This is a genomic window from Mycobacterium sp. MFM001, from assembly GCF_003402475.1.
GTDB lineage: Bacteria > Actinomycetota > Actinomycetes > Mycobacteriales > Mycobacteriaceae > Mycobacterium.
The window spans coordinates 297659-310279 of record NZ_BFAB01000001.1 but is presented as its reverse complement, the minus strand read 5'-3'; the positions used below and the strand labels follow the sequence as shown (position 1 = coordinate 310279).

General features: G+C 66.5%; 17 protein-coding genes. 10 read left to right on the top strand and 7 right to left on the bottom strand.

The annotated features are described in order from the left end of the window. The first annotated feature begins 16 nt into the window (after positions 1-16). Positions 17-343, top strand: coding sequence for a hypothetical protein (locus tag MFM001_RS01530; protein ID WP_116372856.1), 327 nt, complete (start codon positions 17-19; stop codon positions 341-343). Here MFM001_RS01530 and MFM001_RS01525 read toward each other — a convergent pair. The 3 genes from MFM001_RS01525 to MFM001_RS01515 are packed head-to-tail and all read right to left on the bottom strand — an operon-like array spanning position 322 to position 2723. Beyond that, the gene (locus MFM001_RS01525; protein WP_116372854.1) at positions 322-1374 is read right to left on the bottom strand and encodes a DUF4185 domain-containing protein; all 1053 of its coding nucleotides are present in this window, start codon (positions 1372-1374) and stop codon (positions 322-324) included. The two genes, MFM001_RS01530 and MFM001_RS01525, sit on opposite strands and share 22 nt — an antisense overlap. Next, complete coding sequence (locus tag MFM001_RS01520) at positions 1362-2039, bottom strand: DUF427 domain-containing protein (protein WP_116372852.1); 678 nt, start codon at positions 2037-2039, stop codon at positions 1362-1364. Before MFM001_RS01520 ends, MFM001_RS01525 begins: the two co-directional genes overlap by 13 nt. A gap of 9 nt (positions 2040-2048) precedes the next feature. Continuing rightward, positions 2049-2723, bottom strand: a complete 675-nt coding sequence (locus MFM001_RS01515; protein WP_116372850.1) for a TetR family transcriptional regulator — start codon at positions 2721-2723, stop codon at positions 2049-2051. A gap of 69 nt (positions 2724-2792) precedes the next feature. Here MFM001_RS01515 and MFM001_RS01510 point away from each other — a divergent pair, with 69 nt between their 5' ends. From MFM001_RS01510 to MFM001_RS01500, 3 genes are all read left to right on the top strand, one after another. Next, positions 2793-3848: a ferredoxin reductase gene (locus MFM001_RS01510; protein WP_116372848.1), complete on the top strand. Its 1056-nt coding sequence runs from the start codon at positions 2793-2795 to the stop codon at positions 3846-3848. Positions 3849-3937: 89 nt separating this feature from the next. Then, a complete protein-coding gene (locus MFM001_RS01505) occupies positions 3938-5032 on the top strand; it encodes an acyl-CoA desaturase (protein WP_116372846.1) in 1095 nt (364 codons plus the stop codon). Between the two features lie 20 nt (positions 5033-5052). After that, positions 5053-5934, top strand: coding sequence for an alpha/beta fold hydrolase (locus MFM001_RS01500; RefSeq protein ID WP_116372843.1), 882 nt, complete (start codon positions 5053-5055; stop codon positions 5932-5934). 3 nt (positions 5935-5937) lie between these two features. Here MFM001_RS01500 and MFM001_RS01495 read toward each other — a convergent pair whose 3' ends face one another. Continuing rightward, a complete protein-coding gene (locus MFM001_RS01495) occupies positions 5938-6150 on the bottom strand; it encodes a molybdopterin-binding protein (RefSeq protein ID WP_062540208.1) in 213 nt (70 codons plus the stop codon). A 48-nt stretch (positions 6151-6198) separates the two neighbouring features. Beyond that, the gene (locus MFM001_RS01490; RefSeq protein WP_116372841.1) at positions 6199-6804 is read right to left on the bottom strand and encodes a TetR/AcrR family transcriptional regulator; all 606 of its coding nucleotides are present in this window, start codon (positions 6802-6804) and stop codon (positions 6199-6201) included. 114 nt (positions 6805-6918) lie between these two features. On the opposite strand from MFM001_RS01490, the gene MFM001_RS01485 reads away from it, so the two are divergent. Next, a complete protein-coding gene (locus MFM001_RS01485) occupies positions 6919-8247 on the top strand; it encodes a cytochrome P450 (RefSeq protein WP_116372839.1) in 1329 nt (442 codons plus the stop codon). 11 nt (positions 8248-8258) lie between these two features. Continuing rightward, complete coding sequence (locus MFM001_RS01480; RefSeq protein ID WP_238158840.1) at positions 8259-8726, top strand: PaaI family thioesterase; 468 nt, start codon at positions 8259-8261, stop codon at positions 8724-8726. A 68-nt stretch (positions 8727-8794) separates the two neighbouring features. Here the strand turns inward: MFM001_RS01480 and msrA are convergent, their stop codons facing one another. Continuing rightward, the gene (msrA, locus tag MFM001_RS01475) at positions 8795-9310 is read right to left on the bottom strand and encodes a peptide-methionine (S)-S-oxide reductase MsrA (RefSeq protein ID WP_116372837.1); all 516 of its coding nucleotides are present in this window, start codon (positions 9308-9310) and stop codon (positions 8795-8797) included. Between the two features lie 57 nt (positions 9311-9367). Here msrA and MFM001_RS01470 point away from each other — a divergent pair, with 57 nt between their 5' ends. The 4 genes from MFM001_RS01470 to MFM001_RS01455 all read left to right on the top strand — a co-directional run bounded on the left by MFM001_RS01470 (position 9368) and on the right by MFM001_RS01455 (position 12230). Further along, positions 9368-9868, top strand: a complete 501-nt coding sequence (locus MFM001_RS01470; protein WP_116372835.1) for a nuclear transport factor 2 family protein — start codon at positions 9368-9370, stop codon at positions 9866-9868. Next, entirely contained in the window at positions 9865-10875 is a 1011-nt protein-coding gene (locus tag MFM001_RS01465; protein ID WP_116372833.1) for an NAD-dependent epimerase/dehydratase family protein, read from the top strand. The genes MFM001_RS01470 and MFM001_RS01465 overlap by 4 nt, the downstream gene beginning before the upstream one ends. Before the next feature lie 111 nt (positions 10876-10986). After that, positions 10987-11760 carry a class I SAM-dependent methyltransferase gene (locus MFM001_RS01460; RefSeq protein WP_116372831.1) on the top strand — a complete coding sequence of 258 codons (774 nt, stop codon included), beginning with the start codon at positions 10987-10989 and terminating at the stop codon, positions 11758-11760. A gap of 89 nt (positions 11761-11849) precedes the next feature. Further along, on the top strand, positions 11850-12230 hold the full coding sequence (locus tag MFM001_RS01455; RefSeq protein ID WP_116372829.1) for a DUF427 domain-containing protein: 381 nt from the start codon (positions 11850-11852) through the stop codon (positions 12228-12230). On the opposite strand, the gene MFM001_RS01450 is transcribed toward MFM001_RS01455, so the two are convergent. Continuing rightward, positions 12227-12613: a nuclear transport factor 2 family protein gene (locus MFM001_RS01450; protein WP_116372827.1), complete on the bottom strand. Its 387-nt coding sequence runs from the start codon at positions 12611-12613 to the stop codon at positions 12227-12229. The two genes, MFM001_RS01455 and MFM001_RS01450, sit on opposite strands and share 4 nt — an antisense overlap. Between the last annotated feature and the right edge of the window lie 8 nt (positions 12614-12621).

The following is a 12621-nucleotide window of genomic DNA, read 5'->3' as shown; positions in this document are numbered from 1 at the left end:
CGGGCAACCGTTGGCCATGACCGATCCATCGGAGCACCCCGAGGAAGGCGGCCCCGGCGACACCCTGAATCCGAGCGAGTCCACCGACTCCGACGAGGTGCGCAACGACGACGGCGACATCGTCGTCGACCCACCGGACGATTGGAGCGAGGCCGACAAATTCGGGATGACTGCGCGCGAGGAAGAGGAGGGGGAACCCCTCGACGACAAGCTCGCCGCAGAGGAACCCGACGTGGTCAGCAACGAAAACCCAGTCGACGACGGCCCAGCGCGCCGGCACCGCGGACAGATCGACGGAACACCCGAGGACGGCGGCTCGCTCTACGACGTCGTCGACGAGTAAGCCACCGAGCGCGTGGTGTCGCGCAGCGTCGCGCGGAACTGCATCGCCCGGTAAGGCCAGCCGCGCGCGGTGTTCCACTGCGACACCACCAACCCGACACCGCCCGCCCGGTCCAATCGCGAACCCGGCAGCACATACCCGCCGTACAACTGCGCGACCCGGCTCTGCGCGTGATCCTCGGCGTCCCAAGCGGATCCGATAACCGGCAGCTGCAACGGTGCGTCCCGCACCGCAGTGAGCGAGTCGAGCACCCGGTATCCCAGCGCGTACTTCGACGACAGGAAGCCGCCGAGGACCCACTTGCCGGGCGCCAGCCGCCGCAGCGACAGCTCGCCCCAGGTTTCGCCGTCGGGCGTGAGCGGGGTCGGTTCCCGTCGCCAGGACCAGCGACCGGCCCGGTAACCCCACGCCCGGTACCGGTCCGGATCGCCGAGGTGCGCCGGACGCACCCGTCGCAGGATGACGCCCTTGTCGCGCTGAAATCCGGTTGAGACCACGTACACCCAGCCGTCGTCGGGGTCGTAATCCCACGACCAGCATTGCGCATGGCCGTCGTGCAGGTCGCTCGGGAACTTGTCGCCGAAGCGCCGCCACGAGATTCCGTTGTCGTCCGATTTCCACAGCTCGGTCCAGACGACGTTGCCGAAACCGCGGTTGACGATCGCGTGCAGATACAAGGCGTCATCGACTCGCAGCAGATCCGACGGGATCACCGTGCTGATGCCGCGCCGGATACGGCCGGCCCGGTGCGTGTATCGCCACAGCTGCTGCGCGTAGTCGGGGTCGGCGCCGCCGGCCCGCTGGTAGCGGATCGGGCGCATGGCGTCGCCGGTGCCGATCAGGATCACCGGCGAGCGCCAGTCACCATCGCCAACCTTGTTGCCGGAGAACGTATCTCCGAACACCGAGACCAGCGTGCCGTTTGGCGCTAACACCGACGCGCCGAGGTCGGTGCACGTGACACCCCACCGGTCGGTGATGCCGGGACCGGTGATGTCGGCCAGCTTGCCCCCTTGGCTTAGCCGGACCACGGTGTGACGGGCCGTTCCTGGCGCTCGTCGTCGACGATGACGTCGACCTTCTCGTTGAAAAAGGCGATGCGGTCTCGCAGCGGTTCGGCCTCCCGCAGCGGCGCGTGGTACGTCCACGCCACATCCGAAAGGCCTTCGGGCACCGAGAAATACGACGCCCGGCCCTTATACGCGCAGTAGGTGACGGTATCGGTGGGCTGGAGATCGACGACGACATCGGCACGCGGCAGGTAGTAGCGGACCGGCAGCAGGGTTTCGAACAACAGCAGCGGCCGGGATGACTCGGCCAGCAGCCGGCCGTCGGACTCGATCCGGACATGCCGGCCGCTGGCCAGGATGTCGATGCGTTTGAACGGATCGTGCGGGTGGGCGACGATGTGTTCGTCCTCCTCGCGCCACTCGAAGGCGTTGAAGTCGAGGATGAGGTAACCGGCTAGATCTGGGTCGTCGGATCGGGACGCCGTCGTGGATTCCAACGGTGCCGCGACGTCGGATTCCGGCACCGCATACGTCGGCACCACCCGGCCCGGCGCCCACACCAGCAGCCCGCTGCGCGTGTCGGCGACAAGTCGGTCGGCGAGGTAAACCCGAAGCCGCTTCTCGGTGGGCTCGTAGCGCAGTGATCCGAGTGCACCGCCCAGCAGATCGCGCATCTTGATGGCCATGGGCCCAACCTAGGGACTGCTGCGCCACCCCGCGACACCGACCGCGATCATGCGCAGCTGCTTGACGGCGGTCCGGCGGATCTCGGCGAGCGCCTCGGCGCCCTGGGCGTCCTCGATGGCCTCGGCGATGACGATCATCGAGTTGACGAACAGCGTCGCCAGCACGTTGAGGTCCTCGGTGCTCCACGTGTTCAGCCCGTCGAAGCGGGCGAGGTCGGTCGCCAACTCCGAAGTGATGAGCCGCAGTTCGGTGCGGATCGCGTACCGCAAGACGGTGACCCCGCTGGAGCGCTCGCGGGCAATGAACCGCCAGTGTTCGCGTCGTTCGGCGATGCTGGCGACGACGATCTCCACCGACGACTCGATCACCCGGTTGGGGTCGAGCTTGCCGGCCCGCGCACCGCGCAGCATGTCGCGCAAGGTGCGGAACGACTCGTCGATCAGGACCAGGCCCAGGGCTTCCATCGACTCGAAGTGACGGTAGAACGCGGCCGGGACGATGCCGGCCTCGCGCGTCACCTCACGCAGGCTCAGGCTGCCGAAGCTGCGCTCGTCGAGCAGCTTGAGGGCGGCGGCGATGATGGCGCGCCGGGTGGCCTCCTTGCGCTCCTCCCGCGACGGGCTTTCCCGGGTACGCCCACGGCTCGACCGGTGCGGCCGAGAGCTAGGCATACGGTCGTTCACTGTGTGAACCCTACCACAGAGCTGCGGAAACCCTTGACGACCAGCAGGCGCAAGCGGCACGGTGTACACATGTTCACTCAAACTTTGAAAGAGCGGGTGCTGGGCTCCGGCCTGGTCGACCTGCTCACCGGTCCGCACGGCGTCGACCGGTATACCGAGCAGCTGGACCCGACCTGGACGCTGGGCGAGGCCCGCGGCAAGGTCGTCGACGTCCGGCGCACCACTCCGCGCAGCGTCACCTTGACGTTGCGCTCCAACGCCGCGTTCGACCACCCCGTCAAGGCCGGCCAGTACGTCAACGTCACCGTCGACGTCGACGGCCGGCGCCACACCCGGTGCTATTCACCGGCCAACGCCGAGGGCTCTCCGTTTGTGGAGCTGACGGTCGGCCGGCACGACGGCGGGGTGGTTTCGTCGCACCTGTACGAGCACGCCCGCCCGGGCATGGTGGTGGGGTTGGCCGGCGTCGGCGGCGACTTTGTGTTGCCGACACCGCGGCCCCGGCGCATCCTGTTCGTCTCCGGCGGCAGCGGCATCACCCCCGTGATGGCGATGCTGCGCACGCTGGTCGCCGAAGGCCACAGCGGCGACATCGCGTTCGTGCATTACGCACGCAACCCTGAGGAGGCGTGCTACCGCGAGGAACTTGCCGCGATGCCGCGCGTGCGGGTGCTGCACGGCTACACCCGATCCGGCGCCGGCGACCTGGACGGCCGCTTCGGCGCCGAGCACCTGGCGGCGGCCATGCCCTCGCCTGATGCGGTATTCGTCTGCGGCCCACCGGCTTTGGTGGACGCGGTGCGTGAGCACTGCGACAACGTCTACACCGAGAGCTTCGTGGCGCCGACGGTCGAGGTGCCTGCGGAGCCGTCGGGCGGACGAGTGACGTTCGCCGACAGCGGAATTGAGGTAGTCGACGACGGCCGGCCGCTGCTGGAGCAGGCCGAAGCGGCCGGGCTCACACCGGAAAGCGGATGCCGGATGGGCATCTGCCACACCTGTACCCGCCGCAAGACCTGCGGTGTGGTGCGCAACCTGACCACCGGCGCGGTGTCGACCGCTCCCGACGAGGACGTCCAGATCTGCGTATCGGTTCCCGTCGGCGACGTCGACATCGCCCTGTAAAACCACATCCCGCTCGACTGTGAATCTGGCTACGGCCATGCGGCGTGTCACGTCGTGAGATTCACAGTCGGGGTTTGAAAGGAGTCACCATGACACAGCCCAAGATCACCCTGACGCCCGAGCAGGCCGAGGAATTCGGCCGCGAACTCGACGCCATCAAGGAACGCGTGATGGCCGATCTCGGCCAAGCCGACGCCGACTACATCCGCCGCGTCATCAAGACCCAGCGCGCGCTCGAGGTCGGTGGACGTGCGCTGCTGTTCCTGCCGCCGGCATGGCTGTTGGGCACGGCGATGCTCGGGGTGGCGAAAATCCTGGACAACATGGAGATCGGCCACAACGTCATGCACGGCCAATACGACTGGATGCGTGACCCGGCGATCTCCGGCCGCAACTTCGAGTGGGACACCGCCTGCCCGGCCGACCAATGGCGGCACTCGCACAACTACATGCACCACACCTACACCAACATCGTCGACATGGACCGTGACATCGGCTACGGCATTCTGCGGATGAGCGAAGACCAGCCGTGGGAACCGTACTTCCTCGGTAACCCGGTCTACGCGTTCCTGCTGATGGTGCTGTTCCAGTACGGCGTCGCGCTGCATGAGCTGGAAACTGAGCGGATCCGCTCCGGCGAGATCCGGCTGGCGGACAAACGCGAGATCCTGCAAGGCATCTGGCGCAAGACCCGCCGGCAGGTCATGAAGGACTATGTCGCCTTCCCGCTGCTGGCCGGTCCGTTCGCGCCGTTCGTCTTCGCCGGCAACCTGTCGGCCAACCTGATGCGCAACGTCTGGTCTTACATGATCATCTTCTGCGGGCACTTCCCGGACGGCACCCAGGAATTCTCCAAAGAGGAAACCGAGAACGAAACCCGCGGCATGTGGTACTTCCGGCAGATCCTCGGCTCGGCAAACCTGACCGGCGGCAAGCTCTTTCACCTGCTCTCGGGCAACCTGTCGCACCAGATCGAGCACCACTTGTTCCCCGACATGCCGGCGCGCCGCTATGCCGAGATCGCGCCGGAGGTGCGCGAGATCTGCCGTCGCTACGGCATCCCGTACAACTCGGGACCGCTGCACAAGCAGTTCGCCACCGTGGTGCGCAAGATCGTGAAACTGGCGCTGCCGCCGCTGAAGCGGAGCGCTGGCGCCGAGGCGCCCGAGTTGATCGCTGCCTGAAGCGGCTACGCTGCCAGTCCATGGTCGAGATGCCCGCCCTGGACGGCGTCGAGCACAGGTTCGTGGAGCTGTCCGACAACGTGACCATCCATGTGGCCGACGCCGGTCCCCTCGACGGTCCGGCGGTGATGCTGGTCCACGGGTTCCCGGAGAACTGGTGGCAGTGGCACGCGCTGATCGGTCCCCTGGCCGCCGACGGCTACCGGGTGCTGTGCCCCGACCTGCGCGGCGCGGGCTGGAGTTCGGCGCCGCGCTCGCGTTACCTCAAGAGCGAGATGGCCGGCGACCTGGCCGCGGTGCTGGATCGGCTGGGCATCGACAAAGTCAAACTCGTCGCCCACGACTGGGGCGGGCCGGTCGCGTTCATCATGATGCTGCGCTATCCGGAGAAGGTGGCCGGATTCTTCGGGCTCAACACCGTGGGGGTCTGGCCGAAGGGCGACCTGTCGATGCTCCGGCACTTGTGGCGATTCTGGTATCAAATACCGATCGCACTTCCGGTCATCGGTCCACGCGTGATCGCCAAACCTAACTCGCGTTTTTCTCGCACGCTGTTGTCATGGGTGGGCGACGGTTTCACGCCGCCCGACGACGACGTCCAGATATACGCCGCGTGCATGCGCGAACCCGGCCACGCGATGGCCGGCTCCCGCTGGTACCGCACGGCGCTGACCGGTGAGATGCTGCGCTGGCTACGCGAATATCGCGACGCCCGCGTCGACGTCCCGGTCCGCTGGCTGCACGGCACCGGCGACCCGGTGATCACGCCGGATCTGCTGCGCGGATATGCCGACCGCGCAAGCGATTTCGAGCTCGAGCTGGTCGACGGAGTCGGTCACTGGATCACTGAGCAGCGGCCGGATCTGGTGCTGGACCGGCTCCGCAAGTTCCTCGCCGCGTGACCGTCAGTCGACGCCGATTGTCACCTCGGTCGCCTTGATGAACACCGTCGCGGGCTGACCGGCCTTGAGGCCGAGGTCGATCGCGGCGTCCTTGGTGATCGAGGAGGTGACGACCTGATCGCCGCCGTCCAGCCGGACCTTCACCGTTGCCATCACGCTGCCGAGGTCGACGTCGGCGATGGTGCCCTTGAGTTGGTTGCGTGTCGATAGCTGCATGGTGATCCTTCCGCTGGTTCCGCCGTTCTGCGATGAGCCTATGCGGTTTCAGCGACGAGAGCCCAGCAGCGCGACCGACGCTTCCACCGCGGGCTCGACGATTCCCCGCACGTCTTTGCCGTCTTCGACAGCCAGCGCCGTCAACTCCCGCAGACCGCCCAGCAGGATGACCGCCAACGGCGGAGTCAGCGGCGGCACGTCGGCGCGCCGGAATCCCGCGCTTCCACTGAGGTCGACCAGCAGGCTGGTCAGCTGCTCCAATCCGCGGCGCTGCACCGGCCGGGCGGCGTCGCCCAGCGACGGCAGCTCTCTGATCCAGCTCAGCGTGACAGCGGGGCGTGCCTCGATGTGGCTGACGTAGGCTTCGACGGCCTGACGGATCTGCTGCGTCCAGTCGGCGTCCGGGTCGACGGCGGCCTGGATGTCCTGGCCGAGTTGCTCGTTGTTGGCGTGCAACAACTCGAGGAAACACTGCTCCTTGCTGGCGAATTGGTCGTAGAACGTCCGCTTCGACGTGCGGGCGTGACGCACGATGTCGGCCACCGTGGTGGCGCGGTAACCACGCTCCCCGATCGACGCGGCCAGGCCGTCGAGCAGCCGGCGCCGAAACGGGTCGACGTCGACCGAGGCCGGGTCGTGTGCCACTGCTGTCACGCGCCGCGCCTCCTCTCGCCGAGAACCCTTGCCAGCCGCTGGTACTACCCGGTACCGTACCTCAGTACACCGTGGTACACCGCGGTACCACGCGAATGCCGGGAGGGCATCGTCATGAGCGCCACCGAGACCCAAGCGATCACCGCACCACCGGCAATCAGCGTGCCGCCGGGTCCGCGGGCTCCAAAAGCCTTGCAGGGCATCGCCTTCGCGTTCTCTAGGCGCCGGACGATTGACCAGATGGTGCGACGCTACGGCGACATCTTCACCCTGAAGCTGCCGGTCTACAGCCGGACCGTGGTGGTGGCCAACCCGCAGCTGGCCAAGCAGGTCTTCACCACCAGCCCGGACGAGCTCGGCAACATCTATCCCAACCTGAGCCGGTTCTTCGGGTCCGGCTCGGTGTTCGCGCTCGACGGTGACGATCACCGCCAGCGGCGTCGGCTGCTGGCGCCGCCGTTTCACGGCAAGAGCATCAAGAACTACGAGGACATCATCGAAGAAGAGACGCTGCGCGAGATTGCGAGTTGGCCTGAAGGCCAAGCGTTTCCGACACTGCCGTCGATGATGCGCATCACGCTCAACGCGATCCTGCGGGCGGTGTTCGGAGCCGAGGGCGCCGAGCTCGACCAGCTGCGGCGCATCATTCCGCCCTGGGTCACGCTGGGTTCGCGACTGGCACAGTTACCCAAGCCGAACCGGACCTACGGCCGGTACAGCCCGTGGGGGCGCCTGGTCGAATGGCGGCGCCAGTACGACCTGATCGTCGACAAGCTCATCGAGAACGAGCGGGCGGACCCGAACTTCGAGGAGCGGGCCGACGTGCTGGCGCTGATGCTGCGCAGCACCTATGAGGACGGTACGCCCATGTCGCGCAAGGAGGTTGGCGACGAACTGCTGACGTTGCTGGCCGCCGGACACGAGACCACCGCCGCCACGCTTGCCTGGGCGTTCGAGCGGCTGAGCCGGCACCCCGAAGTGCTCGCGGCGCTGGTGGCGGAGGCCGAGACCGACGGCAACGAGCTGCGCCAGGCGACCATCCTGGAGGTGCAGCGCAACCGCACCGTGATCGACCTGGCCGGCCGGCACGTCTACGCACCGGTGTATCGGCTCGGCGATTGGGTTCTTCCGCGCGGCTACTCGATCATCGTCAGCATCGCCCAAATGCACACCAAGGCCGACGCCTTCCCGGACCCCGACCGCTTCGACCCGCAGCGCTTCATCGGATCCAAGCCGCCCAGCTTTTCCTGGATTCCGTTCGGCGGTGGCGCCCGGCGATGCGTGGGGGCCGTGTTCGCCAACACGGAAATGGATGTGGTGCTGCGAACGGTGTTGCGGCGCTTCACGATCCAGACGACGACCGCGCCCGCGGAGAAGTGGCACTCCCGCGGTGTGGCGTTCACCCCGAAGGACGGCGGACGGATCGTCGTGCATCGCCGTTAAGATCTGCGGTCATGACCGCCCCAGAGGGAGACGCCAACCTCGTCGACATGATGAACGGCGCCATGGCGTCCACCATCCCGATCGCACACAAGATGGGCGTCAAGGTCGTCGAGGCCCGACCGGGTTTCGCGGCCACGACCGTCCCTGCCGAAGGCAACGGAAACCACTTCGGCGTCATCTACGCCGGCGTGCTGTTCACGGTCGCTGAGGTCCTCGGCGGGATCATCCCGCTGATCACCTTCGACAGCGCCAAGTATTTCCCGCTGGTCAAAAGCCTCGACATTCAATTCGTCGCGATGGCCAAATCCGACGTGCGCGCCGAAGCCAGCCTCGACGAGCAGACGATCGCGCGCATCGAGGCCGAGGCTGCCGAGCGGGGCAAGGCCGATTTTGAGCTGCAAGCCGTGGTCACCGACGCCGACGGCCAGACCGTCGCCACCACCCGCGGCCTCTACCAGCTACGCGCGCACAGCCGTTGATCCGCGAAACGCGGTGAGGGTTGTGGTCTGGCGAAAATCACGACCCTAGCCGCGATCTCGCGAGCTGCTTAGCCCTCGACGTTGGCCCGGCGCGGCAGCTTCCAGTCGGGGCGGACGAAGTGACACGTGTAGCCGTTGGGATAGCGCTCCAGATAGTCCTGGTGCTCGGGCTCGGCCTCCCAGAAATCGGCGGCGGGGCTGACTTCGGTCACCACCTTGCCCGGCCATAACCCGGACGCGTCGACGTCGGCGATGGTTTCCTCCGCGATCCGCTTCTGCTCGTCGTCGAGGTAGAAGATCGCCGACCGGTAGCTGGTCCCGACGTCGTTGCCCTGCCGGTTCTTAGTGGTCGGATCGTGGATGCCGAAAAAGAACTCCAACAACGTGCGGTAGTCCGTGCGCGCCGGGTCGTAGATGATCTCGACGGCCTCCGCGTGGCCCGGATGATTGCGGTAGGTGGCGTTGGCGTTCTCGCCACCGGTGTAGCCGACCCGCGTCGAGATCACTCCCGGCTGCTTGCGGATCAGATCCTGCATGCCCCAAAAGCAGCCGCCCGCCAGTATCGCCTTGTTATTGCTCGTCATGCTTTTCAGGATAGGAACTGCTCGACAAATCCCGGTAGAACGTGTTCTAGTTTTCCCGTGACCACCTTCAGCCGCGACGAACTGGCCGCGGCGTTCGAGGTATTCGAGCAGACGGTTGCGCGGGCCGCCGAGACCAAGGACTGGGACGCCTGGGTGGAGCACTACACGCCCGACGTCGACTACATCGAACATGCCGCGGGCACCATGAAGGGCCGCGACGAGGTACGGGCCTGGATCCGCAAGACCATGACGACGTTCCCGGGCAGCCACATGACGGAGTTTCCGTCGCTGTGGTCCGTCATCGACGAGAACACCGGCCGGATCATCTGCGAACTCGACAATCCGATGAAAGATCCCGGCGACGGCAGCATCATCAGCGCGACGAACATCTCGATCATCACCTATGCCGGCGACGGCCAGTGGTGCCGCCAGGAAGACATCTACAACCCGCTGCGCTTCGTGGCGGCCGCGATGAAGTGGTGCCGCAAAGCGCAAGCCCTCGGCACCCTCGACGACGACGCCGCCCGCTGGATGCAGCAATACGGAGGAGCAACATGACCGCACCGAAGCTGGTGATCGGCGCCAATGGTTTTCTGGGCTCGCACGTGACGCGCCAACTCGTCGCCGACGGCGCCGACGTGCGGGTGATGGTGCGTCCCAACGCAAATACCCGGTCCATCGACGATCTGTCGGTCACCCGGTTTCACGGCGACGTGTTCGACACCGCCACGCTGCGCGAGGCCATGGACGGCGTCGACGACGTGTACTACTGCGTCGTCGACACCCGCGCGTGGTTGCGCGACCCGGCACCGCTGTTTCGCACCAACGTCGAAGGCCTGCGCAACGTCCTCGACGTCGCCAAAGATGCGGACCTGCGCAGGTTCGTCTTCACCAGCAGCTACGCGACGGTCGGCCGGCGGCGCGGTCACGTGGCCACCGAGGACGATCCAGTAACCGCCCGCGTCACGCCCTACGTCCAATCCCGGGTCCAGGCAGAGGAATTGGTGCTGCGGTATGCGGCGCAGCACGGCTTGCCCGCCGTCGCGATGTGTGTCTCGACGACGTACGGCAGCGGTGACTGGGGCCGCACGCCGCATGGGGCTTTCATCGCCGGCGCGGTGTTCGGCAAGCTGCCGTTCCTGATGGACGGCATCCAGCTGGAAGTTGTCGGCGTCGACGATGCGGCCCGGGCGCTGATTCTGGCCGCCGAGCGTGGCCGCAACGGCCAGCGATACCTGATCTCCGAAAAGATGATGCCGCTGAAGGACGTCGTGCGGATCGCCGCCGACGAGGCCGGCGTCCCGCCGCCGCGGCGCTCGATATCGGTGCCGATGCTCTACGCGCTCGCCGCAATCGGCAGTCTGCGGGCCCGACTGACCGGCAAAGACGCCGAGCTGTCCCTCACGTCGGTGCGGATGATGCGCGCCGAGGCCGAAGTCGACCACAGCAAGGCCGTCCGCGAATTAGGTTGGCAGCCAAGGCCAGTCGAGGAATCCATCCGTGAAGCCGCCCGGTTCTGGGCGGAGCTGCGAAACGCCAAAGGCAAAAGCGCCACTCCCGGCTGAACACCACGCCCACCGTCGTTCAGGGCACTCGATCGTCGACGGCCGGGACTAGCCTCGAATGACGTGACCACTGAAAGGCTCCCCGTCGATCTCAGCGGGGCGCCGCAGACCATGCTGGCGACGTTCTATGCCAAGGCGTTGGACGCCGACTTCCCGAAGCCGATCCTGGGCGACCGGTACGCCAAGGAAATCGTCGAGCGCATCGACTACGACTGGACGAAGACGGCAATCAACGCGCGGCGGGCGCCATCGGTAGCCACCCGCACGGCGCATTTCGACGCCTGGGTGCGGCAGTTCCTCGCGGTACATCCGGAGGCGACGGTGCTGCATCTGGGTTGTGGGCTGGACGCCCGGTTCTTCCGGCTGCAGCCAGGGCCGACCGTCGAGTGGTATGACGTCGACTATCCCGAAGTGGCCGCGCTGCGCACCCAGCTCTACCCGGCCGGGGAGCACTACCACGTCGTCGCCGCATCGGTGACCGACCCGGCCTGGCTGGCAGAGATCCCCACCGGTCGGCCGACGCTGATGATCGGTGAAGGGCTGACCATGTACCTCACCGAGCAGGACGGCATCGCGCTGCTGCGCCGGGTAGTCGACCGATTCGGCTCGGGTGAACTGCAATTCGACGCGTTCAACTGGCTGGGGATCCGCTTGCAGGTGCTCAACACAGTGGTGCGACGATCGGGTTCCGCGCTGCAGTGGGCAATCAACAAACCCGACGACATCCTCGACGCGGTGCCCGGTGTGAGGCTGCTGGCCTGGCAGCGCTGGTTCGAGTCGCCCACGTTTGCGCAGTTGCCTGCTTCGGTGCGCGCCATGGGCAAGGTCATGTCGCTGGTGCCGGCGGTGGCCAACATGGCGCAATACCACCGCTACGCATTCTGACCTGCGGGGAATGTTCGCCGTAGCCTGGTGTTGCATCTGCCAGCGGGTCGCCGCGCGACTAACACAGTCACACCCGAGGAGATGTCACCATGAGCCACCGTCCTGTCTTGGAACCGACCGCCGGGCACCCGATCACGATTGAGCCGACCGCAGGGCGGGTGCGGGTAAGCGTCAACGGGGAGATCATTGCGGACACGCGTGCAGCATTGGGCCTACGCGAGGCGACTATCCCTGTGGTGCAATACATTCCGTTCGATGACGTAGTTCAGGAGCGACTGACGCCCAGCGACACCAGCACCTATTGCCCATTCAAAGGCGAAGCCAGCTACTTTCATGTGACCACCGCGGCCGGCGACACCGTCGACGACGTGATCTGGACCTACCGTGAGCCCTACCCGGCGGTGGCGGCGATCGCCGGCCACGTCGCCTTCTATCCTGACAAGGCCGAGATCAGCGTCGAGGCTGACTAGTCGAAAACCTCTGCGGCTGAACGGGTATCGCTGTATTCGCGCACCGAGGTGATCAGCCCGTCGCGGGTCTCGACGATGAACACGAACGGGCTGTCGTAGCGCACCCCGTCGGAGGTGACGCCGTCGCCCTGAGCCTCGATCACCACGCTCTCGCCGTCGTTGAGGCAGCGGATCAGGTCGAAGTTGAGTTGCAGGCGGCGCGTGCGCCGCTCGACCTCTCGCCGCAGCCCCGCCTTGTCGACCGCCTCGCGGGTGACGATGCTCCAGTACGTGAAGTCGTCGCTGAGCAACTCGAAACATTCGTCGACGTCAGCGCCGTCGGAGAGGCACTGCAAAAACATCCACGCCAGTTCGGCCTGCGGGTCGTCGAACGGAGTGGTCATGCCGCCAT